This is a genomic window from Streptomyces sp. 150FB, assembly GCF_000818195.1.
In the GTDB taxonomy this organism is placed as follows: Bacteria; Actinomycetota; Actinomycetes; order Streptomycetales; family Streptomycetaceae; genus Streptomyces.
Map to the genome: position 1 here is coordinate 103,348 of NZ_JTHL01000002.1, position 25,385 is coordinate 128,732.

Below are 25,385 nucleotides of genomic sequence, written 5' to 3' on the forward strand. Positions count from 1 at the left end.
GTCAGCCCCGTAATTTTCAAGATCCGCGAAGCGCGAAGCCATCAACCGGGTTGTTCCGTATCGGCGGGTGACGGCGGTGGTGGTGGCGAGGCGGTTGACCATGGGCCAGCCGAACCCTCCGGTGCCGCCGTTGAGGTCGGGGGTGCGCATGCGCGGCGGCTGCGAGCTGCCGTCGCGCACGGCCACCTCGAGGCCGTCCGGGTGGGCGGTTAGGTCCAGGTTGCAGGTGCCGCCGCCGTGGCGCAGGGCGTTGGTGACGAGTTCCGAGACGACCAGGACCACCGGTCGGCCACCTGGGCTGCGATCGTCGGCGCTCCGAGGGCTTCGAGGAAGTCCCGGGCGCTGTCGCGTGCGTCGGCGGCGGAGGTCACGCAGGAGGCTGTTGCGACGCTGACGCTCGTCTTGTCCATCAGGTCACCGTCCCTGGATCGCCATGCCCGCTGCCGTCTGCGGGGGCTCGTACCCCGCATGCAGTCCGGCAACCCGGGGCTGAAGGGCTGCCGGACCGTCTCCGTTCCTTTCCTTCGGAGGCGATTACCGCACCACCGGACACACGAAAATCTATGATGGCTGGAGTAGACATTGGGTGGTGGCGTGGTTATGGTTTCTCTCGTAGCCGAGATCGACAAGGCCCGGCAGAGACGAACTGGCGGGCAGCAGTACAGCAGTTGCAGTTCGCACGACGGTGCGGTGGCGGAGTTTCGAAGCCAGGGTTGGCGCAGGACGGCGACGGGACTGGCGACCGGACCGGGTGGCCCGCAGTGATCAGGGGCCGCCGCGAGCAGGACCGCGGCTGACGCGGTGGCAGTACCAGTAAGTGCAGTTCGCAGTACCCAGCAGTGAGTAACACAGCAGCACCTTGGTGAAGGCGTCGGCTGCGGGCGCGCGCACCGGGAGGTTCGGCAGTGGGGTTCCAAGCCAGAGCAGACGCAGGACAGGCGACGGGGCTGGCTGCCGAAGAGTGACGCTTACTCAGGTCACAGCAGTACGCATCAAGATAAGTGCTGATCAAGAGGGAAGAACGGAGGAGCCGAGCGCCATCAGGATCGCCCGGGCGGACGTCTTGAGTCCGGGTACCGCAGGACATCGATAGTGAGGTGGTCTCCGGTCGAGCAACCGCGATCCCCGCACCCCCTGCCAGCCCCCTCGGCGGCGGTGCGGAGACAGTAGGCCGGCGCAGTCCCAGGGTCGGCAGATGGTGTAGCAGTTCCTTCGGGGCCCTGGTGCCACATGGCACCAGGGCCCCTCCACGCGTCCCCAGAGAGGAACAGATGGCAGCAGACGACTTCTACGGCCGTCTCGACGACGACGACTACCCCGCCTACACCATGGGCCGCGCCGCCGAGATACTCAACACCACCCAGGGCTTCCTGCGCGCCATTGGCGAAGCCCGCCTCATCACCCCGCTGCGCTCCGCAGGCGGACACCGCCGCTACTCCCGCTACCAGCTGCGTATCGCCGCCCGCGCCCGCGAACTGGTCGACGCCGGCACCTCCATCGAGGCCGCCTGCCGCATCGTCATCCTCGAAGACCAGCTCGAAGAAGCCCAGCGCATCAACGCCGAACACCGCAAGACCGCCGAATCGGCCAGCCCCACGACCGCAGCCTGATACCGCCCGGAACGCCGACGTTCCCGGCAACTCTCTCCACGGCCGCCGGACCGGTGGACCATGACGCGGCGCCCGCCCGACGGGGCCGGCGGGTGCACGGTGATCGGCGCAGAAGCCATACCTCCAGCGTGCGCGCGGTCGGTCATCTCAGCACCCCGAGCGCGGTGTCCGGCCGGCAATACGGACCCGACTCCACACCATCAGCGAGCAGCTGCCGGGCCTCTTCCGTGCAGGCGGCAGCCGCCCGGCTGACCTCGTTCGGCAAGGGGAAAGGGAATCGCATGGCGACGCTTGCCCCCGAGGCTCCGTGGGCGATGCGGCTGGTCACCAACCGGCTGCCGGCCGGCCCGCCGTCCTACGCGACGGTGACGCTCGACGCGACACGCAGACCGCCCGCTACACCGACACCGTCGGCCAGCCGGTAGATCGCTGAACGCGGGTGGTCACCGGCGGACCGGTGGCCACCCGCGTGACCCGTGAGGCGCTCGGGCTACGCCTTGAAGATGCCCCGGTTGCAGCGCAGCGCCGCCACGACGACTGCGACGATGACCGCCGTGATGACGGCCGTCCCCACGATCGAGTCGGTGGCGGCGAAGATGCCACCGAAGCCGGCCACGCCTAGCGCCGCACCCACCGCGAGGGCCGTCTCCTGGAGGGCCGCGGCGCGCGCGACGTCCTTCGGCGGGACGCTGCCCAGCAGGTAGGCGTCGCCGGAGGCCATGGAGACGCCGACGCCTAGGCCGATCAAGAAGCTGGCGGGCCACAGGCCGATGGAGGCGGCCACGATGAGGCCGACGGCGCAGGTGGCCAGGCTGACCTGGAGCATGTGCACCGCGGTGAATCGGGCCTGGAGCTTGTGGAACGCGAACCCGCCGAGGGAGACCCACAGAGCCAGGACCGAAACCGGCAGGATCGACAGGAGCGAGTCGGCCTCCGCGCTGAACAGGAAGACCGATCCCGTGTAGCTGGCGGAACTCACGACGAGCGCAAGGGAGGGCGCGCCAAGCCGGGAGAAGCTGAGCATCCGTACGTCGATAAGCGGGTCGCGCGAGCGGAGCTGCCGCGTGCAGAAGACCGCCAGGACCAGGCAGCCCGCGACCGTCGCGAGGAGGCGCCCGAGCGCGGCGCCATGGCTCTGCAGTCCGGCCACGAAGAGTCCGAAGCCCACGAAGGCGAGGGCGGAGGAGGCGACGTCGACCTTGGTCGACGAGGCCTGTCCCAGGGTGATGCCGCGCAGCAGCGCGGTGGCGAGCACTCCGCACACCAGGGCGACGGCGGCGGGCAGCCAGAAGAGCATCGTGTAGGCGCCCATGCCGACGAACGCCCGGCCGATCAGAGGTCCTGTACCGGCTCCGATGGCGTACGTGGTGATCCACAGGGAGTAGCCGAGGGTGCGCTCCGACGTCTCGGGCAGTCCGCCGATGACCGAGGCGACGCTGGAGACGATCAGCGCGTAGCCGAAGCCTTGGATGAACCGGCTCCCTGTCCACGTCGTCGCCGAGTCCAGCAGTGCGGGACTCGCCCCTGCGAGGGCGAAGACGAAGAGGCCGGTCGCCAGCGTCACGCCGGGACCCAGGCGTGCACCCAGACGCGAGCCGAGGACGACGCTGGAGGCGAGGGCGATCGTGTACCCGTCGATGAACCACAGGTGCCATGAGCCGGTCAGGACCGGCAGGTCGTAGGCGATGGAGTTGAACAGCGTGGAGTCCACACCGCCCAGGAACATGGGGACCAGCAGCAGCGGGAAGAGGACCTTCTTCGACACGGTGGTGGACCGTGCTGGGGCAAGGACGGTTCCGGTCATGGCAGACCTCGTCTCAGTTGGCATTCTTCGGCGAGCGCAGCAGGAGGAGGACCGTTGCGACGACGCCCGGCAGGACTGCTAAATCCACAGTCGGTCTTCTTTCTCCGAGCCCGGTGGGAGGTGCGTGCGCCGCGCGGTGGGCCGCAGGGCACTCAGGGCTGGTTTTCGAGGGGGCCATGAAGTCTCCAAGCCGAAAAGTGAACCATCTAAGATGGTTCTACCAGTCCGCGGTTCCTACGACAACCGGCCAAGCCGGTTCCACGCTCCTGTCTGGGGTGCCGCGCGAGCAACGCGTCGGAGGCCGACTCCGCGGCGGGCCGGCGGCCGGAACTACGCAAGTCGGGCCCCGCCCCGTGCGGCGCCCGGAGAGGGAGCGCCACGGCCGAGGCCGACACGGCCTCACCTGTGCACAGGGCGGCCGTGGCGGCGCGGCCGGACACCTCGTCGTACGGCACCGCTTTCCTGACCTCGAGGTCCGACCAGGCGTCGGGCAGCGGATTGCCGGGGAGCTGCGCCGTACCGACCACTCCGAGCAGCGCCACGACGGGCGTGGGTGCCCTACATGCCCCGCGGGTAAGGGAATTCGCGGTTGCTGAGGTACTGCGGACGCGGAGCGTCCGCAGCGTAGGGTGCCCCCAGCGTGTTCTCCACGCTGTTGTAGACAATGAAGATGTTCGAGCGGGCGAACGGCGAGAGGTTCCCGTTGGAGCCGTGCAGCAGGTTGGAGTCGAACATCACCGCGGAGCCGGCGGGACCCGTGATCTGCTCGATCCCGTGCTCCTCCGCCATGCGCGTCAGGTGCTTGCGGTCCGGGGAGCCGACGCTGGGGGCGGCCACGCGGAGCGACTCCTTGTGGTAGTCCTGCGGGGTGGCCCCGACCGTGGGGACGAACGTCTTGTGGGTGCAGGGCATGACCATGAGCGGGCCGTTGAACGGGTGGTTCTCGGTGAGGGAGATCGAGACGCTGAACGCGCGCGGCCGGGGCATGCCGTCCTCGGAGTGCCAGGTCTCGAAGTCGGAGTGCCAGTGGAACGGGGCGCCGCCGAACCCCGGCTTGTAGTTGACCCGGCTCTGGTGGATGTAGGCCTCGGAGTCGAGTACCTGGCGGGCGATGTTCATGAGCCGGGGCGACCGGAGCAGTTCGGCGAAGATCTCGCTGACCTTCTCGACCTCGAAGACGGAACGGACCTCGTCGGACTCCGGTTCCAGGATGACGCGCTCGCTCGCGCGCAGCGCCGGGTCTTCGCCGAGGCGCCGGAGTTCGGAGAGGTAGAGGTCCACCTCCTGCGCGGAGAGCAGTTTGTCGAGGACCAGGTAGCCGTTGGACTCGTACTGCTTGAGCTGTGCGGCGTCGAGGGGGCCCGGAGCCTCCCCCCATACCGACGGGTCCGTCCGCGGCTTGGGAACGGCCTCACCGAGGACTCGGGTCGGATAAAGGTCGGGGCGCTGAGCGACAGTCATGTACTGTTCTCCTTTTCAGGGGAGCGGCGGCTTTTTCTGCCGCGCAATTCATCGGCTCGCGGGGCGAGGTGCCGGAATTCCAAGGCATTTTTTCTCGCGGCTCATTGGTCCGCCCTCCGGCCCTTTCGATACTGCAAGCTCGCAGAGAGTAAAGAAAGGGTCTTCGAGTGTCCTGAATCGTCCTTGGCCTAATCAGGACCGCGAAGTGCACCGTCCGTCCACGGAGACGCGGACGCGGAGCGCCGTGCCCTCCAGCAGCGCGGAACCGCCTGGAGCGGTTCTCTTGCTTGTCCTCGATGTGGCAACCGGCTAAGGTGGTTCCATGTCCGTCAAGCGATTCCCCGAGTTCCGTCTTGGCAAGGTGCTGGCGACCAGCTTCACGGCGACCCTCACCGAACGCTGCGGTGAATCCGTCGAACGCATTCCCGTCCCCGAGCGGCTGGTCGACTGGTTGGCGGTCAACGGGCTCAACGTCGTTTCGTGCAGCGATTCCCAGCTGGAGCATGCTCGGCAACTGCGTGAAGCGATCCACGAAGCCGCCACCGCCTTCGCGACGCAGGTCCCCCCTCCCGCCGCAGCCATCCAGGTCATCAACGACTGCAGTACGGGCGGCCAGGCCTCGGCGGTCCTTTCGCCCCGAGGCGAACAGGAGTGGTACCTGGGTTCCGCCTCCGTCGAGGACGCCCTCAGCGTGATCTCCGCCGACGCGGTCGACATCGTCTCGGGCGCGCGCGAGGGGAGGATGGCGCTGTGCGCGTCCCCGACGTGTCGGGCCGCCTTCTTCGACACCAGTCGAGGCGCCACGCGCAGATGGTGCGAGATGAACACCTGCGGGAACCGCGAGAAGAAGGCACGGTTCCTCGCCAACAAGCGCCAAGACCCGAGCCGCGCCGGCTGAGGTCGCACCGGGCGCCGTTCTGAGCCGACGCCCTCCTGCCTCCTGGCCGTCCCTCCCCGTCAGGGAGGTGCCCGACCCAGTCGCACGGTGGCCAGAACGCCCCGTGTTCGACCGTCGCAAGCGGGTAGCCGCGCCATCGTCGCTCATCCCGACCGCGTCCACACCAGGACTTGCCTCGTGCGTTGGAAGCGGCCCGCGCCGCAGTGTGCTGCTCGCAAGTTCGGAATGCTGCCGCTCGACAACCGTCGGGCGCTGTAGACGACGAGGACAGGGCGTCGTTGCCATCAGGCTCCCGCACTCCCTCGTCCCGCCACCGCACGCAGGTGCAGAGGGGGAATTACATGCTGGACGTTCTGAAGATCGACGCCACCGCGGAAGTGGTCTACCGCGAGATGCTGGCGCATCCGCAGGAGGGCGTGACCGAGCTGGTGCGCCGGCTCGAACTGACCGAGCAGGACGTACGGGCAGCACTCGACGCCCTCGGCGAGATGGCCCTGGTGCGGCACTCCCTCGAAGACCCTCAGATCTTCCACGTCGTGGAACCTCACCTCGCTGCGGAGATCCTGCTTGCCAAGGAACGGGCCGACCTCGCGGCCCAGCAGCAACGCGTGCAGGAGGTCCAGGCCGCCGCCTTACAGCTCAAGTCGGAGTTCACCCAGGAGAGTCCCAAGGACGAGGTGCACCGCCTGACCGGGGTCGACTCCGTACGCGACTACCTGGCGGCGCTTCACAACGAGGTCCAGGACGAGCTGCTGACCTTCGCCCCGGGCGGAGCGCAGACGGAGGCCAACCGGCGCAGCTCGCGCCCGATCGCGGACGCCCTGCTCGCGCGAGGGGTACAGATGCGCACCGTGTACCTGGACAGCGTCCGCAACGATCCCCTCACGGTCGCGCACGCGGACTGGCTCGCCGAACGAGGCGGCCGCATACGCACCGCGCCTTCGCTGCCGAACCGCCTGATCATCTGCGACAAGAAGATCGCCATCGTCGCCGTCGACTCAGAGGACACCTCGGCCGGGGCGGTGGTCCTCCTGACGGCTGGAGTAGTGTCGTCCCTGTACGCCCTTTTCGAGAATATTTGGCAGACTGCCCAACCCATTGGAGAGAGCGCCCAGTCGAGTGACGAACAGGGCCTCAGTCCGCAACAACTGGAAGCCCTGAGGCTGTTATCCCTCGGGCACACCGACGACTACGTTGCGGCGCGGCTGGGCGTGTCAGGCCGCACGGCACGCCGAATCGCCACGAAGCTCATGGGCCACCTCGGCGCGCGAAGCCGGTTCCAAGCCGGCCTGCACGCGGCTGCAAGGGGCCTCATCCGGCCATGACGGCGCGTACGTCGCCGATCGACAAGCAGTCGAAAGGAATGGCCATTCGGACAGGACACCCACTCATGTACCTCGTACATCTCACCCTTGCACCCTCGGGCGATGCCCACCCACCCGCTGAGATCAAGCAGGCGCTCCACGACGCGGCGCCGGACGTCGTCGACCACGTCACCGTTCACACGCAGACGCGGCCCCACCTTGTCGTCAGCCTCTTCCTCCGCGCCGCCTCCCTGGATGAGGCTGAGGCGGCGGCGAAGCGGATCTGGCAGCACGCGACCACCAGATGCAGCCCTCTGGCCGCCTGGTCCCTGCGGCGGGCCGAAGTGCCCCTCCACCCCTACGACATGGAGTGAGCCCGGCTCCTCTCGACGCCCGTGCCACGCGCCGCCGATGCCCGCGCCCGGGCGGTGCGTGGGACCTGCATGCACATTTTTGCGTGTCCCAAACGGTCCAGCCCGGAGAATGTCGCGATCGCCGTGGCCCTTTGGCCGGATGACTACTGAGATTGAACTCGTGAAGTCATAGGTGCTGACGGGTGGTGCCTGCCTGCGGTATCACCGGAGGATGAGGTATCCACAGGGTGGCGGGTTGACCGCTGAACGGCAGTGCAAACGCGAGGAGTTACGGCTTCAGGCGGCTGAGCGGTTCGCCCTGGGCGAGGGCAGTTCAGCGATCGCCAGGGATCTGCGGGTCAGCGTCCGGTCGGTGCAGCGATGGCGTCAAGCGTGGGCCGACGGCGGTCCACGATCCCTGCGATCGCAGGGGCCTGCATCGCTGCCGCGACTGAGCGAGAAGCAGTTCGCCCAGTTGGAGTCGGAGCTGGCCAAGGGGCCGGCCGCCCACGGCTGGGAGGACCAGCGCTGGACTCTGAGCCGTGTGAAGACGGTGATCGGACGGCGCTTCCACCTCACTTACACGATCCAGGGCGTACGCAAGTTGTTGGTTCGTAACGGCTGGTCATGCCAGGTCCCGGCCCGTCGTGCCGTGGAGCGCGACGACGACGCGGTGGCCGGGTGGGTCAAGGAGGTGTGGCCCCGCGCGGAAGACTAGCGGCGGCTCATGGAGCCTGGCTGGTCTTCGAGGACGAAGCCGGCTTCTCCATGACGCCGTCGCATGCCAGGACATGGTCCCAGCGCGGCCGAACCCCGGTGGTGCGAGTCCGCGGCCGCTCTCGCAGACGTATATCGATCGCCGCGCTGACCTGCTACAAACCCGGCCACCGATCCCGGCTGATCTACCGGCCGCGACGGGACGACGGCCGACGTGACGGGCGCAAGAGCTTCTCTTGGCGCGACTACCGGGACCTTCTGATCGCAGCCCACCAACAGCTCGGCGGCCCCATCGTCCTGATCTGGGACAACCTCAACGTGCACAAGGCGGCAGGTCTACGGGAGTTCGCCGCATCCCGGGACTGGCTGACCATCCTCTACCTGCCGGCCTACGCACCCGACCTCAACCCCGTCGAAGGCATCTGGTCCCTGCTACGTCGCGGCTGGCTCTCCAACATCGTCTTCTCCACGCCAGAACACCTCAACCACACCCTCCGGAGCGGCCTACGGCACATCCAGTACCGCAGCAACCTCATCGACGGCTGCCTCACCGAGACCGGCCTGACCATCAGAACCGCATGACGACACCACGAGTTAAACCTCAGTAACCCGACCGCAGGCCTGAACAGGTCAGGACCCATTCAGGCCAACCGTCCGCCCTTCCCTCGCCGCTGCGAACATCGCAGACTCGTTATCGCCGGACAGCAAACCAGCGAAAGGCGAGTCATGAAAGAGCGAATGTTCATCTCCGATAGCTCACCGGTGGAGAGGGGAATTCCTCGCCTCTCACCCGAAGACGACGGCGGGTGGCAGTGACCGTATGACGACCTCGAAGAACAGTGTCCAGGGAAATTCGATGGCGGATCTCGCCGAGAAGTACGGCACCCCGCTGTTCGTCTACGACGCGGACGTCCTCGCGGACACGTACCGCACGTTGCGCGGCCTGCTCCCCGCCGGCGCCGACATCTTCTACTCGCTCAAGGCGAACCCGAACATCAGCGTCTGCGCCCTGCTGAACTCGTTCGGTACGGGAGCCGAGGTCTCCTCCTACGCCGAACTGGCCACCGCCCTGCGGGCGGGAGTCGACCCTGGCGACATCATCTTCCTCGGCCCCGGCAAGGACGAGAGGGAGCTCACCGCGTGCGTCGAAGCCGACATTCACGCCATTGTCTGCGAGTCACTGGACGAACTCGACCTGCTCGACTCCCTGTTGGCAGCGGCAGGACGTGACGACTTCCCGGTGCTCCTCCGGGTGAACCCGGCCTTCGGCAGCAAGGGATCCGGGCTGGCCATGGGCGGTAAACCCCGGCAGTTCGGCATCGATGAAGCCGAACTCCGCGGTTCCAAGCACCGCCTCGCGGCCCTCCGCAACGTCCGAGTGAAGGGCGTGCACGCGTACATGGGGACGCGGTTTCTTAACCACGAGGACGTCGTCGAGAACACCCGGCGCATCCTCGCCACCGCGGAGGACCTGGCCGGACAGCTCGGTTTCCCTCTGGAGACCGTCGACTTCGGCGGCGGACTCGGCGTCGCCTACTTCGAGAACGAGGAGGACCTGGACCTCGATGCGCTGGGCGCCGGCCTCGCGGAGGTCATCACCCCCTTCTCGGTGCGCAACCCAGACTGCCGGATGATCATGGAACTGGGCCGCTTCCTCACCGCCACGGCCGGGACGTACGTCGTCCGCGCCCGCTACGTGAAGGAGTCCATGGGAGAGAGCTTCGTGGTGGCCGACGGCGGCACGAACCACCACATGGCCGCCGTCGGCGTCGGCAGCTTCGTCAAGCGCAACTTCCCGGTCCGCCACCTGGAAAACCGGGCCGCCGGAGCCTCGCGACCCTACAGCGTGACCGGACCCCTGTGCACGCCCAACGACGTCGTGGCCAAGAAGGTCCGCCTGCCGGAAGTACGGCCGGGAGACCTGCTCGCGGTGGAGCGGTCCGGAGCCTACGGGCCGACCGCCTCACCCGGCCTCTTCCTGAGCCACGGCTTCCCGGCCGAGGTGCTCGTCCACGGCGGGCGCGCCCACCTCATCCGGGAGCGCGACACGACTGAGGACCTGCTGGCGAAGCAGCGCCTCGTCGATCTCCGCGCCGCGTCCGCCTGAACACGTGATCCGTATGGACACCTGATCCGAACGAGAACCCGATCCGAATGAGAACCGCAGCGAAGCAAGCTGCGCGAGTCGGACTGGACGTACTCGACCGCTCCGAACTCCGCCGCCTCATCGAACGACCCTGGTTCTTGCGCTTCAGTTTCGCCCCGGAGGAAATAGCCCACGCCGAGACCCTCGGCGAAGATCGCCGCCTGGAATTCCTGGCCGGTCGGTTCGCCGCCAAAGAGGCCATCCTCAAAGTCCTGGGAATCGGTTTCCTACAAGGTGTGACGCCACGGGAGATTTACGTGGAACACACCGCGCACGGCGCTCCTGTCGTCCACCTCCGCGGACGAGCCGCGCAACTGACCCCGTCATCCGTCTCGGTCTCCATCACTCATAAGCAGAACGTCGTGGCCGCCGTCGCCATCAGCCTCCCCGAGGCCCTTGGTGCGACCGCCGACGACACTACCGGCGAAGCAGCCGGAAACGGACGAACCGAACCCACTGCACCGAAGGAGCTTGACGCCGTGCCGCTGCCGAACACTCCCGTGACCGCGACCATCGGGACCAGTACCCGCGACGAGCGAGAAGCGCAGACCACCGCCTTCCTCCGCGTACGCGTCGGCCAGGAAGAGGCTCACTACGGGGGCAATCTCGTCGACGGTGCGCGCATCTTGCGCCTGTTCGGCGACCTCGTCACCGAGATCACCGTCCACACGGACGGCGACGAAGGACTGCTGGCCCAGTACAGCGACATCCGCTTCACCGCACCCGTGAGGCCTGGCGACTACATCGAGGCGCGCGCACGGCTGGTGCGCCAGACTCGACTGCGCCGCGTGGTCGAGCTGGAGGCGCACAAGGTCATCCGCGCCAGCCCCGAAGTGGCCGACAGCGCCGGCAAGGTCCTCGACGAGCCTCAACTCGTGTGCGCTGCGACCGCCACCACCGTTGTACCCCACCGCCGGGCACACACGGCGACCGCCCGCACCTCCACGGCCGAGGAGGCCTGATGCCCCGCACTCCGCAGCTCCTGCACGAGATACTGGACCGAGCCGCCGACCGCGACCCGGAGTCGGCCGCACTGAGCTCACGCGATCGCGGCCTCACCTATCGGGAATTCGCCACCGCCACCACCGCCATGGCCGCCCGTCTGCGGCGCGAGGGCCTGCGGCGCGGCGACCGGATCATCGTCACCGCCTCCGACGGCATCGGCATCGCCATCCTGGTCTACGCCGCCTCGCGCGTCGGCGCCGTCTTCAGCGTGCTCCATGAGCAAGTACGCGGCGGGCCGCTGGAACACGTTCTGCGCGACTGCGAGCCCGCGCTGCTGGTTTCCGACGACCTCGACGCCGGACGGACCGCCGCCGAGCACGGCGTCCGCTCCCTCGTGCTCGACGAGCTCGTGCGCACGGCACTCGACGCGGACATCGCCGAGGCCGCTCCCCCCGCCGACCCGAACGCCCTAGGCGTGGACCCTGCCAGCCTGATCTACACCTCGGGCACCACCTCCCTGCCCAAGGCCGTGGTCAGCACCCACCAGCAGGTGCTATTCGCCGCCACCGCGATCCAGGAGTGCCTGGAGTACCGCAGCGACGACGTCGTCTACTGCCCGAACCCGCTCTCCTTCGACTACGGCCTCTACCAGGTCTACCTCGCGGCCCTCAGCGGCGCCCGACTCCACCTGGCCACGGTCGCCGAGGTCGGCCCCCCGCTGCTGCGCAGCCTGGAGGAGGCGGGCGCCACCGTCCTGCCCTCCATGCCTTCCGTCTCGGACCGACTCGCCTGGCTGCTCAGCCGCAGCAGCGGAGGGCCGAGCCGCCTACGCCTGCTCACCAACACTGGTGCGGCGCTCTCCGGGCCCACCATGACTGCGCTGCGGGCCGCCCTGCCCCACCTGCGAATCCAGGTGATGTACGGCCTCACCGAGTGCAAGCGCACGACGATCATGCCCCCCGATGGGGACCTGGACCGCCCGGGCTCCTGCGGGCTGCCGCTGCCAGGCACCGAGGTCTTCATCGTCGACGACGACGGAGACCGGCTGCCCACGGGAGAGATCGGCCAGATCGTCGTCCGCGGACCCAACGTCATGGCCGGGTACTGGCGTCGCCCCGAGCTGACCGACGAGCGCTTCCCGCGCACGGAGGGGCTGTTCCCTGAGCTGCACACCGGCGACTACGGCTGGCAGGACAAGGACGGCTACCTCTACTTCTCCGGCCGCAGGGACGACCTCTACAAGGAGCGCGGGTTCCGCCTCAGCACCACCGAGGTCGAGGCCGCCGCGACCCGGGTCGACGGAGTGACCTCTGCCGTCGTACTGCCTCCCGAGGGCAAGCGGACCGCGCTCCTCGCCGTCGTCGCGGACCTCCCCGCCGACCAAGTGCGCGAGGGCATGCGGGACCACATCGAACCCTTCAAGATCCCGCGCCGCTGCGTCCGCCTAGACGCCCTGCCCACCAACGGCAACGGCAAGGTCGACCGCAAGAAGCTGGCCGCCTTGATCGAACAAGACCCGCCCGCCTCGGTCACCGCAGAGGCCCTCCAAGCGCGCCTAGCCCACTGACCCCTGTACGCCCCACCAGAGCAACGCCCGAGAACGACAACCACCCGACACACGTGAGGAACTGACCATGGACCGCCAGCACGTCGTCACCGCTCTCGAGAACGCCCTCACCGACGTCCTGGAGCGCCCCGTAGCCGGTCTCACCGGCGACGTGAAGCTCTTCGCCGACCTGCACCTGGACTCCACCACCATGCTCGAGATGCTCATGTTCCTCGAGGACTCCATCAGCCTGGTCGTCGACCCGGAGGAGCTGGACGCGGACGACTTCGTCTCCGTGGACACCTTCACCGACTTCGTCCTCGCCACACAGGGCGAGCAGGTCGCGGCATGACGCTCACTCAGCCCGACCTCAGCGTCTTCACGACCCTGGAGTCCGAGGTACGCAGCTACTGCCGCAGCTGGCCCACCGTGTTCAACCGCGCGCAAGGTAGCCGGATGTACGACGAGGACGGGCACGAGTACCTCGACTTCTTCGCCGGGGCCGGTTCCCTCAACTACGGCCACAACAATCCCGTGCTCAAGCGCACTCTGCTCGACTACCTGGAGCACGACGGCGTCACCCACGGGCTGGACATGTCCACCACGGCCAAGCGCGCGTTCCTCGAGTACTTCCAGAACACGGTGCTGGGCCCGCGGGACCTGCCCTACAAGGTCATGTTCCCGGGCCCGACCGGCACCAACGCCGTCGAGGCCGCCCTCAAGCTGGCACGCAAGGTCAAGGGCCGCGAGTCGATCGTGTCGTTCACGAACGCCTTCCACGGCATGTCGCTCGGCTCGCTCGCCGTGACCGGCAACGCCTTCAAGCGGGCCGGCGCCGGCATCCCGCTGGTACACGGTACCCCCATGCCGTTCGACAACTACCTCGACGGCAGGACCCCGGACTTCATCTGGTTCGAGCGGCTCCTGGAAGACCAGGGCTCGGGCCTGAACCAGCCGGCCGCCGTCATCGTCGAGACGGTCCAGGGCGAGGGCGGCATCAACGTCGCCCGCGCCGAGTGGCTGCACTCCCTCGCCCAGCTCTGCCGCCGGCACGACATGCTGCTCATCGTCGACGACATTCAGATGGGCTGCGGCCGCACCGGCGCCTTCTTCTCCTTCGAGGAGTCGGGCATCACGCCGGACATCGTCACCGTCTCCAAGTCCATCAGCGGCTACGGACTGCCCATGTCGCTCTGCCTGTTCCGAGCGGAGCTCGACGTGTGGGAGCCGGGCGAGCACAACGGCACCTTCCGCGGCAACAACCCGGCCTTCGTCACCGCGACCGCCGCCCTCAACACCTATTGGAGCGACGACACGCTGGAGCGGCAGACCCTGGCGCACGCCCAGACCATCGAGGCCGCGCTCCACGACACCGCCGCACACCGCAGCGGATCGGCCTACCGCGGCCGTGGGATGGCCTGGGGTCTGGAGCTCGCCGACCCTTGGCACGCGGGGCGCGCCGCACGCCGCGCCTTCGAACTCGGGCTCCTCGTGGAGACCTCCGGGGCCCACGACGAGGTCTTGAAGCTGCTGCCCCCGCTCACCATCACCACCGACGACCTCGACGAGGGACTGCGCACCGTGCAGCGCGCGGTCTACGAAACGGCGTGACCGCGCCCGCCACCGACATGAGAGACACACGAAAGAAAGGCCCCGACCCGACATGACGATCACTATGCCCACTGCAGCCTCCACGGAGCCGAACACTGCCGAGAAGAAGCGGGCCGTCTTCCGCGCACCGGTCCCTCAGGACGGACCCGCCGTGTGGAAGATGGTCGAGGACACTCCCGGCCTGGACTCCAACAGCCTCTACTACTACTCGCTGTGGTTCCGAGACTTCGCCGACGGCTCGCTGGTCGCGACGGTGGACGACGAACTCGTCGGCTTCCTCACGGGCTACCGCCGCCCCGAGGAGCCCGAGACCTACTTCGTGTGGCAGACCGCCGTCAACCCGCGCCACGGCATCCCGTTCCTCGGCGTCAAGCTCTTCCAGGAGGCGGCCGACCAGCAGGTTGCCAACGGCGCCCGGTACGTCGAGGCCACGGTCTCCGCCGAGAACAAGGCGATCATCATGGTGCTGAAGCAGTACGCAAAGAAGCACTTGGCCCCCGTCGAGACCCGCGTGCTCTTCCCTAGCTCCCTCTTCGCCGACAGCGAGGGCCACCACGACGAGGTCCTGTACCGCATCGGCCCGCTGACCGCCGGCTGAACCGGGCCGCCCGTCACTGGTCCGAGCAGCACCGCATCCGACGACTGGGAGCCGACCGCCATGGCCACGCAACCCACGACACTGCACCTCGACATCAGCAACGCCCACTTCCGCATGGACTCCGAGGAGGTGCTGAAGGCACGAGACGCCCACTGGTACGCACGTACGGATTGGGGCATCGCCGTCCTGCGCTACGAGGACAGCAGCGACCTCCTGAAGAGCCCCCTGTTGACGCAAGGATCGGCCAAGTGGCCCGCTCAGCACGAGGTCGTCGAAGGACGCTTCGACGAGTGGTGGCAGAAGACCCTGCTGGTGCTGGAGGGCGGCGAGCACAACAGGATTCGCCGCTTGGTGAACCCCGCCTTCTCGCCTCGCCGGATAGCGCCCCTGCACGCGAAGTTCCAGGACCTGGCGGACGGCTTGGTGGACGAGTGGATCGAGGACGGGCGCACCGAGTTCGCGAGCCGGTTCGCCGCACCGTACGCGACCAGGATTCTGTGCGTGATGCTGGGCATCGACGAGAACGACTGGAAGAAGATCCACGAACTCGCCTCTACGATCGGCCTCGGCCTCGGCATCACCATCCAGGAGAACATCGCCCGGATCGACCAGGCCATCGTCGAGCTAACCGAGTACGCCGAGTCTCTGGTCCGCAGCCGCAGGGAGTCCCCTAAGGGCGACATCCTGAGCACCCTTGTGGACGCGAGGGACGAGGACGCGGGCAAGCTTTCCGACAAGGAGCTCATCAACCTCATCATCCTGTTGATCTTCGCGGGCATCGACACGACCCGGAACCAACTGGCCCTGAGCGTCGAGGCGTTTTCCAAGCAGCCCGACCAGTGGGAGAAGCTGGCATCGGACCCCGAGCGCTACTCCGCCGCGGCGGTCGAGGAGGCGCTGCGCGTCAACCCGATCGGCCGCTGGATCTCGCGCGAAGCGGCGGAGACGTTCCAGTACAAGGAGCGCACGATCGAGAAGGGGACCACGCTCCACCTCTTCACCATGACGTCGGCCACCGACCCGGCCGCGTTCGACGACCCTGACCGCATCGACCTCGACGCCGAGCGCTCCCCGCACTTCGCGTTCGGCGGCGGACTGCACCACTGCCTTGGGCACTTCGTCGCCCGTGCGGACATCGGCGTGGCCCTCTCGACGCTGGCCACGCGGCTGACCGACCTGCACGTGGGGGAGGACGCCGAGTGGCTGCCCGACTCCGGCAACACGGGGGCGGTCGCGCTGCCCATCACGTTCACCTCGCGTTCCTAAACCGCGCTTCCGATCGGAGGAGACCATGAAGATCACTGTTGACGAGGTCAAGTGCCAGAACCACGGCCTGTGCGCCATCTCGGCGCCGGATCACTTCGAGCTCGACGCCGACGGGAAGCTGGCGTACCAGGAGACGTTCGACGAGGAAAGCCTCGACGCGATCGAGGACGCCATCGACTCGTGCCCCTTGCAGGCGATCGTCATGGACCGTGACGCCGCATGACTGGCGCAGCGCCGCGCATCGGCATCGTCGGCTCCGGCATAGCCGGCCTGCGGGCAGCCCAATCGGTCCTCACTTGCGAAACCGGTGCCAGGATCACCGTCTTCGGGGACGAGGCCCACCGCACGTACAGCCGGCCAGGTCTCACGAAGAAGCGCTACCCGCCGTCGGCCGACCTCAGAGCGGCCATCACCGAGGACCTGAGGGTCAAGGGGGCCGAGACCAGCGCGCTCGACTGGCACCTCGGCACCCGCGTTGAGGCGGCGGACCTGCGCGGCAGGGTCCTCCACCTGAGCACCGGCGGAACGTTCGCCTACGACGGCCTGGTAGTCGCCTCGGGAGTACGCCCGCGGACCGCCGTCCGCGACGACGAGGAGTGCGCCTCGCACGCGCACAGGACGCTGCGCGGCCTGGACGACGCGCACTCCATCCACCAGGAGCTCCATAGGAGAGAGGTGGTGACGATCGCGGGCGCCGGGTTCGTCGCGTGCGAACTGGCCTCGTTGGCCAAGGAGTACGGCTGCGACGTGGTCATGCTCGAAGCGATGAGGCACGGGCCCTTCGAGAACATCCTGGGCGAGGACGTCGCGCGAGCGCTCGGACGCTGGGTCACCGCGAACGGCGTCACCCTGCTGACAGGCGAGGCGGCGAAGGAGCTCCTCTGCGACCGCTCGGGAAGGCGCTCCGGAGGCGGACACTCGGCGTCGCCTCCCGGGGCGGCGTCCGAACGACCGCTCTTCATCGAGGCCATCGGCAGCGTTCCCAACGTGGAATGGCTGGACGGGAACGGCCTGGATCTGTCTGACGGGGTACGGGTCGACGAGTATATGCGCGTACTGGAGTGCGAGGGCGTTTTCGCAGCCGGCGACATCGCCCGCTATCCCGACCCGTGGGGCACAGAAAGGCTAACCCGAATGGAATTCTGGAAAAATGCGATTGACACCGGCAATATCGCCGGGAAGGCGCTAGCGTCGTCTCTGGGATACGGATCGAAGATGACCCGGATCGCATACTTCCCCAGCATGTCTACCGAAGTATTCGGACTTCGCATCCAGATCGCGGGGAAACCCAGGAACGCGGACTCCGTGGAGATCGTTCGCGGTGACCTCGAGCGCCCCGGTGATGGAGTCCTCGTCACGTACCTGCAGGAGAGCGCGATCGTCGGGGCGGCCTACCTGGACAAAGGGGCCCAGTTCAACCGCCTCTACATCGAGCTCCTGAAGTCGCTGAAAACGCGCTAGCCCTATCGACCTCACCTCATTTGTCATAGCACCAAGATTCGAGAACGATCAGGAGGAACATCATGCAGGTTCGTAGGATTTCGGAGATCGAAGGTACTGACCGCGATGTCACGGCGGCGAGCGGCGCGTGGCGCAGCAAGCGCATCCTGCTGGCTTCGGATGGATTCGGGTACTCGGTTTCCGAGACCGTCGTGTACGCCGGAACCGAGACCGACATCTGCTACGCGAACCACGTGGAAGCCGTCTTCTGCATCTCCGGGAAGATGATTCTGGTCGACCGCGACGAGAACAAGGAACACGTCATAACGCCCGGCACTCTCCACATCCTGGACGACGCCGACAACCACACGATCAAGCCGATCGAGGACAGCACGTTCCTGTGCATCTTCACCCCGGCCCTCACCGGCCGTGAGGACCACGACGAGAACGGGGTCTATCCGCTGCTGACGGACGAGGTGGTGGAGGCCAAGTAGGCCGCGCCGCGACCCCGCGCACCCCTGGAGTCTCCGCCAGGCCACTGGCGGGGACTCGGCGTCACCGCGTCCGGGACGGCCCCGGCCGGGGTGCCTCGGGACCGGCCGGGTAGGTGCGCACGATCATGGATCTGCCAGAAGGGAGCCTACAGTGAAAGTCCTATGGCTCACCGCCCACCCCGAACCCCGTTCCCTGAACGGCTCCTTGTACCGCGACGGTGTCCAACACCTCCTGGACCAGGGGCGCGAGGTGCGCACCAGCGACCTGTACGCGATGAAGTTCGACCCGGTCGTCAGGGCCAGTGACTTCTCCCACCCCGACGGCGAGCGGCTGTTCGTCGGCAGCGCGGCCCAGCAGGCCTTCGAACGGGGTGCGTTGTCCCCTGACATCGCCGTCGAACACGACAAGTTGTCCTGGGCGGACACGCTCGTCGTGCAGTTCCCGTTGTGGTGGTACGGAATGCCGGCCATCCTCAAGGGCTGGTTCGACCGCGTCTTCGTCGGCGGGTTCGCCTTCGGCGTCCGCGACGCCCGGGGGCGCCAAGTGCGCTACGGCGAGGGAGCGCTCGCGGGTAAGCGCGCGATGGTCGTCGTCAGTGCCGGTGCTCGGGAGGCGAGCCTCGGCCCTCGCGGCGTCAACGGTGAGCTCAACGACCTGCTCTTCCCTCTCCAGCACGGCACGCTGTGGTACGCAGGGATCGAGGTCCTGCCCCCGCTGCTCGTCCACGGAGCCGACCGTGTGGACGAGGCCGCGTACGCCTTCCACGCGAACGTCCTGCGCCAGCGTCTCGAGGACCTTCCGTACACCGGGCCGCTGCCGTTCCGCCACCAGAACGGCGGCGACTACGACGAGGACCTGGTCCTGCGCCCCGAACTCAACCCGCACGCCACAGGGATCGCCGCCCACTACCGCACTGAGAGCTGAGCTTGTTCTTTAACCACCGCGCGGAGACTGGTTGGTCTGGAACTCTGGAGACATGACGTATCGCATCGAGTCCGATGAGGCACTGGCTGAGCTCTAGAGCCAGCGGTCGTACCAGGCGCGGATGCGCCGGAGGGCGTCCAGTTGGTGGGCGCGCTCGTGGAGTCCGTGGCCCTCGCGGGGATAGACGACGAACTCGTGCTCCACCCCGAAGTGTCGCAGCGCGCGATGGAAGTGGATCGCCTGGCCGAGCGGGACGTTGGTGTCCTCCTCGCCGTGCAGGATCAGTACCGGAGTACGGATCCTGGAGGCGTAGGAGATCGGGCTGTGCCGGTCGTGAACGTGTGGTCCTGGGCCCTCCCAGTCGGTGCTGCCGCCGAGCGCCGCGTCGAGGATCCCCCAGTCGCCGGTCCCCGCCTGCATGCCCCAGTCGCTGATGCCCGCGCCGGTGATGGCGGCCTTGAACCGGTCCGACTGTCCTATCGCCCAGGCTGCCATGAAGCCGCCATGGCTCCAGCCGGAGATTCCCAGGCGTTCGGGGTCGGCGATTCCCTCCGCGACCAGCAGGTCGATGCCGCTGAGGATGTCGGTCCACTCGTCGCCGCCGACCGCACCCGCGACCATGGCGGCGAACTCGTGGCCGTGGCCCGAGCCGCCTCGGGGGTTGGGCAGGAAGACCGCGTACCCCGCGGTCGCCAGCCACTGGCCGGAGTCGATCGCATTGATGGTGAACTCGTCGGCGTAGCGGGCGTAAGGGCCGCCGTTGACCACGGTGACGAGCGGAAATGGTCCGTTGTCCCGGGTGAGGCCGGCCGGCAGGATCAGTAGTCCGTCCAACTGGATTCCGTCGGAGGCCTGGTAGCTGAGGCGCTCCTGGCCACCCCAGCGAATCCTGCGTAGTTCGGGCCTAGTGTCGCTGAGCCGGAGCAGTGGCCCGCCGACGGGTCCCGCGTGGACGTTCTTCGGTTCGTACGCAGTGCTCCTCAGTAGGGCGAGGGTTTCCCCGGAGCGGCTCGCGGTGAGCCTGGCGAGCGTGCCGGGGGCGGAGGACAACTTATGGAATCGCAGGGACTGCCGGTCGAGCCGGTACAGCGCGGTGTCCAGCCCGTCGGCGAACAGCGCAAGCGGGGGCCCGTCCGCGACCTGTACCAGCTCGGTGGGGCTGACGGACATGCCGGCGGTGAGGTTGCGGTGTTCGAGGGCGGGGCCGGTCGTGGGCGGGACGGTGTCGATCACGGCGAGCCCGCCGACCGAGTACGGAGGGGTCACGGCCAGGTGCGCAAGATGCCAGACGCCGTCATGGTTCCACCAGACCGGGGACCCGGCCTCGACCCCGACCGGGCCCAGGTCCTGGACGGCTGCCGTGCCCGGGTCAACCAGGTGCAGCTCCGCCGTCATGACGCCGGGGTCAAGTTCGGGGGTAGACCAGCTCAGCACCGCCAGCGGGCCGCCGTCCGGACGCTGGGCCAGCTCAGCCACATGACGGTCACCAAGGCCATAGACAGTGCGGAGCTTGCCGGTGGCCAGGTCGAGGAGACGCAGCCGGGTGACGGGGAGGTGCTCGCCCCAGACCTTGGCATCGTCGCGCTCGGCCTCCCGGCGTTCGTCTTCGACGGTAGGTTCGTCCTCAGCGAGCAGGGCGACGGTGCGGCCGTCGGCGAGCGGGCAGTGGTCAGAGATTCCGCCGCGCCATCTGGTCAGGGCCTCGACCCCGGCGACACCCTCGCTGCCGTCCACAAGGATCCGCTGAAGTTGGGCGGTGCCCCGCTCCCCGCGGTCGGAAGTGAAGAAGAGGGAGGCCGAGTCCGGCGCCCACTTCGGGGCGAGGTCGCGGGCCGTGCCGTCGGTCAGCCTGCGGGGGGTGGTGCTGCCGTCCGCGGCAGCGACCCAGATAGAGCCGTGCGGACGCCCGTCCTTTCCACCGTTCGCGACCACTCCGTGAGCGACCAGGCGGCCGTCCGACGAGATGGCCGGTGCCACGGCGGCGGCGACATCCACCACCAATTCGGCGGTAAGCGGGTCGGTCGGGTTGGGAGCCGGGTGCGGCATACGGACGGCCTTTCGCTCGTCGGTGAGGCAAACGGACATCCTGTCGCACTGTCGAGCCGATGTCAGTGGCCTCCCGGCGGATGGGGTCGGGTGAGCAGTCGTGCAGGAGAACGCGGATCCCGGGGTCGTAGGGGTGCCGGTTGAACTCGGGCACGTCCGGATGGCGTCTCGGCACCTGAAGCGTCGCCGCGACGTTCCTCTCCCGCGTCTGACGGTCTCCCTCCGGGTGCTGGCCGAAGGGCCGGCCGCCTTCAGCCTGTCAGGTCGGTCCCCGCCGACGGATGGCCCTCCCGTACGGAGGCGCTCTCACGGCCCAGACGGCGGTCGGGGAGCGGCTGCACGGCGAGCGCGGCGCACAACGGGCCCCAGCCTGACGGCGGGTAGCGCCGCGGGAGAGGCACGGCTGCCAGGGCTTTGATGAGGCGGCCGAGCGGACTGTCGGTTCTGAGCACGGGTCCCGCCTACGGGGCGGGTTCGTAGACGACGGTGGTGGTGGGGCATTCCTGGGCGAGCGCGAGGAGCGCCTGGCGCTCGACGGGGTCGACGGCCAGGCCCCAGCGGGACTTGGTGCCGGCCCAGGTCGCGGCGTAGGCGCAGCGGTAAGAGCCGTCCGAGGGCAGCCATTCCGCCGGGTCCTTGTCTGATTTGCTGCGATTCGAGGCGGCGGAGACCGCGATCAGGGTGTCCGGGCTGCCCTGGTCGTTCGCGTACGCCTCCCGCCGGGCCGCGCTCCACGGTGTCTGCTCGGAGTCATACACCTCCGCCAGTGGTACGAAATGGTCGACGTCCAGGCGGCCGGCGTCAACGACGACCTGGTCGTCGTAGGCGCTGTGCCAGGTGCCGCCGGTGATTTTGCAGCCGGCTCCGACCTGCGGGGCGGTGACGGCCTCGGAGAGGATGACCTCCCGGCGGGTGTCGCAGCCGTCTGCGAGGTCCAAGCCGCGGTTCCAGTGCTTGTACAAGTCCCTCTTGTAGCCGGTCCGGTGCTCCTCCGCGACGGGGAGCTGGGTGACGGCCTGGCGGAGGGTGGTGGTCACAGGGGCCGGGACCGATGCGGCGGCGGCCGGGGCGGTGGGGGTCAGTACGGACACGGCGAGAGCGGCGGCAGCGAGGCCGCGAAGGATGTTCACGGGGATAGTCGTAGCGGTCCGTGCTCCCGGCTCAGGCCCGGATGACGCCGCATTCACCCGACCGGGCGCGCACAAGTACCCAATGTCAGCGTTCCGCTGACAGCCCGTCGGGTCAGTGGAACGCTGACGCCATGACGATGGACTACGCAGCACGGCGCCATGCCCGGAACACAGCGGAGAAGCTGCTCCGGGAGCGCTACAACGACGGACGCGAGTTCATTGATCCGACGGAAGCGATGAGAGCGGTCCGTGCGGCGGCGTACGGGTATTCGGCCCGGCAGGGAGAGAGGTCGCAGGAGGTCCCGGCGGAGGACATCCTGGCCGCCCTGTCGCAACTGGGCGAAGCCCGCGACCAGATGGACGCTCTGGAGTCCGATCTGATCCGCGCCGCCCGCATGCGCGAGGCCCCGTGGGGCGCGGTCGCCCAGGCGCTGGGGCTGCGCACCCGGCAGTCCGCGGAAAGCCGGGCGCTTCGTCTGGAGCGGGCACAGAAGTCCGCGGACGGCACCCGGGATGCTGCCGCCCAGCGCCAGGAGCGCAGGTGTCAGCGGAACGCTGACACCTGGTGTCTGGCGCGCGAGGACCGGATCCGGGAGGTCTGCGAGCGCCTGGTCGACGCCTCGGCGGCGTGGCCGCAGGAGGGAAATCCGTCGGTCGCGGCGTCCATGCACGCGCTGGCCGCCGCACTGGCGGCGGGCGCTGGGCCGGTGCGCCTGGCCGACGACCTGACCGGACTGCGATGGGCGGTCGCACCGTACGACGCACCATTCCTCGAGCCGGTGGGCAAGCAGGCCGCCGACGCCGCGCAGGCTCGCGACGCGATGCTGGAGCTGCTCGCCGAGCTGTCCGGCGTACGGTCCGGGCGGCTCACCTCCGACGGCACTCTCGCGTCAGCGGCCCTCTGACGCAGGCGGATCGCGAAGACAGGTGACGCATGAATGTCCCCGCCCCTCCGTTGACCTGGAGCGCCGCAGACCTGCGCAGCCGCCTTACCCGGACCCGCCTGCCGGAGGCCGACGGCGCCCGGGCCCAGCCGCCGGCCGACGACGACGTCCAGTCCCCGCCTCAGATCGACGACGTGAGGTAAAGCGTCCAGAGCGTCGCGGGTGTCGGCCGGGCGTATTTCGTCCGGACGACTGGCTTGCCAGTACCGACAGCCGCCTTGGGCCCACGGGCCTGCTTCACCGCAGAGACTTCCCTCCCCACAGATCGTCGCGAAAGGCATTGCGTACAGCAAGTTCCGCGTCCTCGAATTCTTCGAGCAATCGATCCATCGCGGCATCTCGTGAGCGCAGGTAAAGCTGTCTGCGGTCGGTGATCCGCGAGTGCAGAGCGTAGGCGCAGTTCACCAGGCCGATCATGGCGTCCATCACGGGATCTGCCGCGATGCGCATACTGAGCGTTGCTGCGACGTTGGCGAGATCCGCGTAATGAGCGCGCACCTCGTTCGCGAGATCCGCAGAGAGCTGCGATGCCTGCGCAGCATGGCCTACGGAAGCGCGGAAGCGAAACATGACACGGACGAAGTTGGCGTACTCCTCGCTGCGAATCTGCCAGTCGGCTTGTTTGCGCTGAGCTTCTGCGGTCTTCGCTACCTGCCGGAGCGCTGCCCAACCGGCTAAGCACCCGACTACGAGCGCAGAGAGCGCGCCAACAGCTGCGGCGTACAGCGCGGCCTGTGTCTCTGTCACGGTCCTGATGGTGGCAGGGGAACTCACGGGATGTCGCACATCACCGTTGTTTGCGGCTGGTGACATGATTCTTACCGGCACTCCCCGGACTCGTCGACCTGGACGACGAGTTCGACACCCGCCACGGACAGGGCCACTGAACGCCCGCCGCCTGCACGGCCACCGACCTGGGCCCGGCGGCGCTTCACGTCGAAGCAACGCAGGAACGACCGCCAGCAGCAGCGGTCGACGTCGTCCGCGGTAGCACCGACGTACGGCCACAACCACCGCTGGTGACGACCGGGGTGCATCGGCGGCAGTCCAGGGGGCTGTGGAGAGTTGGTGTGTCGTTCGAACTCGGTGGTCATAAGGAATTCACGGGTCCGGATCTACCCGCGTAGCGAGGTGTGGGGTGTCATGGACGCGTCCCCGGCTGCCGCGCCGGGACCTATGACAGGGAAGTGGAATGCGCGCTCTGGTCCGCACACTCGTCACCACCAGCTCCGCCCTCACGCTCGCCGCCGCTACCGTGGTCCTGGGTACGGGTTCCGCGCAGGCTGCGACCTGCTCGCAGTCCTATCTGCCGCTGCCCGACCCGGCGTGTACGCCCGGTGTGTACAACTCTGATGTGACGCAGTCGACGATCAACTCCACGATCTGTGTGTCGGGGTGGACCGCGACGGTCCGCCCGCCGACCTCGTACACGACTCCGCTGAAGGTCACGCAGATCGCGCAGTACGGATACGCCGACACGTCCACGTCCTCCTACGAGGAGGACCACCAGATTCCCCTGGAGCTGGGCGGTTCACCGCGGGACCCGAAGAACCTGTGGCCCGAGCCGTACTCCGGCACGCACACCGCCACCAGCAAGGACGGTGTCGAGACCAAGCTGAAGAACGCAGTCTGCAAGGGCACCATCACCCTCTCCGCCGCCCGCTCCGCCATCAAGAACAACTGGACGACCGCACTGTCCGTCACCGGCATCGGCTGACAAGCACGTCAGGCCGCCAAGGAGCCGGCCCCGGAGATATTTGACTACCTCCGGGGCTCCTCTGCCTCCCGCGCGGGTCTCCAGGAACCGCATTACCGCCAGATCGAGGCAGGGCGGTAGGCCCTGGGACCGGCGGGCGATGACGGTCCGCACGCGGGCGCCGATGAGAGGGTGTGACTCGCAGGTCAGGTGTCGGGCGGGGTAGTCCTTGCAGTCCTCGGGGCCCGGCGCCGCAGCACTCGCGGCCAGTCGCACCGTACGACGCGCCATTCCTTGAGCCGGTGGGCAAGCAGGCCGCCGGCGCCGCACGGGCTCGCGACGCGATGCTGGAGCTGCTTGCCGAGCTGTCCGGCGTACGGTCCGGGAGGCTCACCGGCGACGGCACTCTCGCGTCAGCGGCCCTCTGACGCAGACGGATCGCGAAGACACT

Annotated in this window: 26 protein-coding genes and 2 pseudogenes; 20 read left to right on the forward strand and 8 right to left on the reverse strand. The window is 68.2% G+C overall.

All coding sequences use genetic code 11. The features are described from left to right. Positions 1–410 (reverse strand): annotated as a pseudogene (locus QR77_RS44690) (ATP-binding protein); the annotation flags it as partial. A gap of 861 nt (positions 411–1,271) precedes the next feature. Here QR77_RS44690 and QR77_RS41620 point away from each other — a divergent pair. Beyond that, on the forward strand, positions 1,272–1,610 hold the full coding sequence (locus tag QR77_RS41620) for a MerR family transcriptional regulator (protein ID WP_040029648.1): 339 nt from the start codon (positions 1,272–1,274) through the stop codon (positions 1,608–1,610). Positions 1,611–2,100: 490 nt separating this feature from the next. Here QR77_RS41620 and QR77_RS41625 read toward each other — a convergent pair whose 3' ends face one another. The 3 genes and pseudogenes from QR77_RS41625 to thpD form a co-directional block, all read right to left on the reverse strand. Continuing rightward, positions 2,101–3,414: an MFS transporter gene (locus tag QR77_RS41625; RefSeq protein ID WP_160311034.1), complete on the reverse strand. Its 1,314-nt coding sequence runs from the start codon at positions 3,412–3,414 to the stop codon at positions 2,101–2,103. A 410-nt stretch (positions 3,415–3,824) separates the two neighbouring features. Further along, positions 3,825–3,956: pseudogene (locus QR77_RS49705) on the reverse strand (M56 family peptidase); the annotation flags it as partial. A 16-nt stretch (positions 3,957–3,972) separates the two neighbouring features. Further along, a complete protein-coding gene (gene thpD / locus QR77_RS41630; RefSeq protein ID WP_040029650.1) occupies positions 3,973–4,875 on the reverse strand; it encodes an ectoine hydroxylase in 903 nt (300 codons plus the stop codon). A 322-nt stretch (positions 4,876–5,197) separates the two neighbouring features. On the opposite strand from thpD, the gene QR77_RS41635 reads away from it, so the two are divergent. From QR77_RS41635 to QR77_RS41710, 16 genes are all read left to right on the forward strand, one after another. Continuing rightward, positions 5,198–5,773 (forward strand): CGNR zinc finger domain-containing protein, encoded by a 576-nt coding sequence (locus QR77_RS41635; protein WP_040029651.1) that lies wholly within the window; start codon positions 5,198–5,200, stop codon positions 5,771–5,773. 341 nt (positions 5,774–6,114) lie between these two features. Then, positions 6,115–7,098 (forward strand): LuxR family transcriptional regulator, encoded by a 984-nt coding sequence (locus QR77_RS41640; RefSeq protein ID WP_040029652.1) that lies wholly within the window; start codon positions 6,115–6,117, stop codon positions 7,096–7,098. 65 nt (positions 7,099–7,163) lie between these two features. Further along, positions 7,164–7,451, forward strand: coding sequence for a hypothetical protein (locus QR77_RS41645; RefSeq protein ID WP_040029653.1), 288 nt, complete (start codon positions 7,164–7,166; stop codon positions 7,449–7,451). Between the two features lie 211 nt (positions 7,452–7,662). Continuing rightward, on the forward strand, positions 7,663–8,148 hold the full coding sequence (locus QR77_RS41650; RefSeq protein ID WP_040029654.1) for a winged helix-turn-helix domain-containing protein: 486 nt from the start codon (positions 7,663–7,665) through the stop codon (positions 8,146–8,148). A 50-nt stretch (positions 8,149–8,198) separates the two neighbouring features. After that, complete coding sequence (locus tag QR77_RS41655) at positions 8,199–8,729, forward strand: transposase (protein WP_040029719.1); 531 nt, start codon at positions 8,199–8,201, stop codon at positions 8,727–8,729. 238 nt (positions 8,730–8,967) lie between these two features. Continuing rightward, on the forward strand, positions 8,968–10,254 hold the full coding sequence (locus tag QR77_RS41660) for an alanine racemase (RefSeq protein ID WP_040029655.1): 1,287 nt from the start codon (positions 8,968–8,970) through the stop codon (positions 10,252–10,254). Positions 10,255–10,301: 47 nt separating this feature from the next. After that, positions 10,302–11,255 (forward strand): 4'-phosphopantetheinyl transferase superfamily protein, encoded by a 954-nt coding sequence (locus QR77_RS41665; protein WP_040029656.1) that lies wholly within the window; start codon positions 10,302–10,304, stop codon positions 11,253–11,255. Further along, positions 11,255–12,805, forward strand: coding sequence for a class I adenylate-forming enzyme family protein (locus QR77_RS41670; protein WP_040029657.1), 1,551 nt, complete (start codon positions 11,255–11,257; stop codon positions 12,803–12,805). The genes QR77_RS41665 and QR77_RS41670 overlap by 1 nt, the downstream gene beginning before the upstream one ends. A 67-nt stretch (positions 12,806–12,872) precedes the next feature. Then, on the forward strand, positions 12,873–13,136 hold the full coding sequence (locus QR77_RS41675; RefSeq protein WP_040029658.1) for an acyl carrier protein: 264 nt from the start codon (positions 12,873–12,875) through the stop codon (positions 13,134–13,136). Further along, positions 13,133–14,395: a diaminobutyrate--2-oxoglutarate transaminase gene (ectB, locus tag QR77_RS41680; RefSeq protein ID WP_040029659.1), complete on the forward strand. Its 1,263-nt coding sequence runs from the start codon at positions 13,133–13,135 to the stop codon at positions 14,393–14,395. Before QR77_RS41675 ends, ectB begins: the two co-directional genes overlap by 4 nt. 64 nt (positions 14,396–14,459) lie before the next feature. Further along, positions 14,460–14,993, forward strand: coding sequence for a diaminobutyrate acetyltransferase (gene ectA, locus QR77_RS41685; RefSeq protein ID WP_107069182.1), 534 nt, complete (start codon positions 14,460–14,462; stop codon positions 14,991–14,993). Between the two features lie 60 nt (positions 14,994–15,053). Next, positions 15,054–16,259 carry a cytochrome P450 gene (locus QR77_RS41690; protein WP_040029661.1) on the forward strand — a complete coding sequence of 402 codons (1,206 nt, stop codon included), beginning with the start codon at positions 15,054–15,056 and terminating at the stop codon, positions 16,257–16,259. Positions 16,260–16,284: 25 nt separating this feature from the next. Continuing rightward, positions 16,285–16,482 (forward strand): ferredoxin, encoded by a 198-nt coding sequence (locus QR77_RS41695; RefSeq protein WP_040029662.1) that lies wholly within the window; start codon positions 16,285–16,287, stop codon positions 16,480–16,482. Beyond that, positions 16,479–17,720, forward strand: coding sequence for an FAD/NAD(P)-binding oxidoreductase (locus QR77_RS41700; protein ID WP_040029663.1), 1,242 nt, complete (start codon positions 16,479–16,481; stop codon positions 17,718–17,720). The genes QR77_RS41695 and QR77_RS41700 overlap by 4 nt, the downstream gene beginning before the upstream one ends. A gap of 62 nt (positions 17,721–17,782) precedes the next feature. Continuing rightward, positions 17,783–18,193 (forward strand): ectoine synthase, encoded by a 411-nt coding sequence (locus tag QR77_RS41705; RefSeq protein WP_040029664.1) that lies wholly within the window; start codon positions 17,783–17,785, stop codon positions 18,191–18,193. Positions 18,194–18,344: 151 nt separating this feature from the next. Then, a complete protein-coding gene (locus QR77_RS41710; RefSeq protein ID WP_040029665.1) occupies positions 18,345–19,118 on the forward strand; it encodes an NAD(P)H-dependent oxidoreductase in 774 nt (257 codons plus the stop codon). A gap of 93 nt (positions 19,119–19,211) precedes the next feature. On the opposite strand, the gene QR77_RS41715 is transcribed toward QR77_RS41710, so the two are convergent. The 3 genes from QR77_RS41715 to QR77_RS41720 form a co-directional block, all read right to left on the reverse strand. Further along, complete coding sequence (locus QR77_RS41715) at positions 19,212–21,203, reverse strand: S9 family peptidase (protein ID WP_236711254.1); 1,992 nt, start codon at positions 21,201–21,203, stop codon at positions 19,212–19,214. Between the two features lie 212 nt (positions 21,204–21,415). Further along, on the reverse strand, positions 21,416–21,616 hold the full coding sequence (locus tag QR77_RS46365; protein ID WP_150130637.1) for a hypothetical protein: 201 nt from the start codon (positions 21,614–21,616) through the stop codon (positions 21,416–21,418). Between the two features lie 9 nt (positions 21,617–21,625). Beyond that, positions 21,626–22,300, reverse strand: coding sequence for an HNH endonuclease family protein (locus QR77_RS41720; RefSeq protein WP_040029720.1), 675 nt, complete (start codon positions 22,298–22,300; stop codon positions 21,626–21,628). 125 nt (positions 22,301–22,425) lie between these two features. Between QR77_RS41720 and QR77_RS41725 the strand changes: the two genes are divergently transcribed. Then, complete coding sequence (locus QR77_RS41725; RefSeq protein WP_040029667.1) at positions 22,426–23,199, forward strand: hypothetical protein; 774 nt, start codon at positions 22,426–22,428, stop codon at positions 23,197–23,199. 276 nt (positions 23,200–23,475) lie between these two features. Here the strand turns inward: QR77_RS41725 and QR77_RS41730 are convergent, their stop codons facing one another. Beyond that, positions 23,476–23,985 (reverse strand): hypothetical protein, encoded by a 510-nt coding sequence (locus QR77_RS41730; RefSeq protein ID WP_040029668.1) that lies wholly within the window; start codon positions 23,983–23,985, stop codon positions 23,476–23,478. Positions 23,986–24,430: 445 nt separating this feature from the next. Between QR77_RS41730 and QR77_RS41740 the strand changes: the two genes are divergently transcribed. Together QR77_RS41740 and QR77_RS49930 are read left to right on the forward strand one after the other, a co-directional pair. Further along, complete coding sequence (locus QR77_RS41740) at positions 24,431–24,955, forward strand: hypothetical protein (RefSeq protein WP_040029670.1); 525 nt, start codon at positions 24,431–24,433, stop codon at positions 24,953–24,955. Between the two features lie 281 nt (positions 24,956–25,236). Then, the gene (locus QR77_RS49930; RefSeq protein WP_269084377.1) at positions 25,237–25,362 is read left to right on the forward strand and encodes a hypothetical protein; all 126 of its coding nucleotides are present in this window, start codon (positions 25,237–25,239) and stop codon (positions 25,360–25,362) included. The last annotated feature ends 23 nt before the right edge of the window (positions 25,363–25,385 follow it).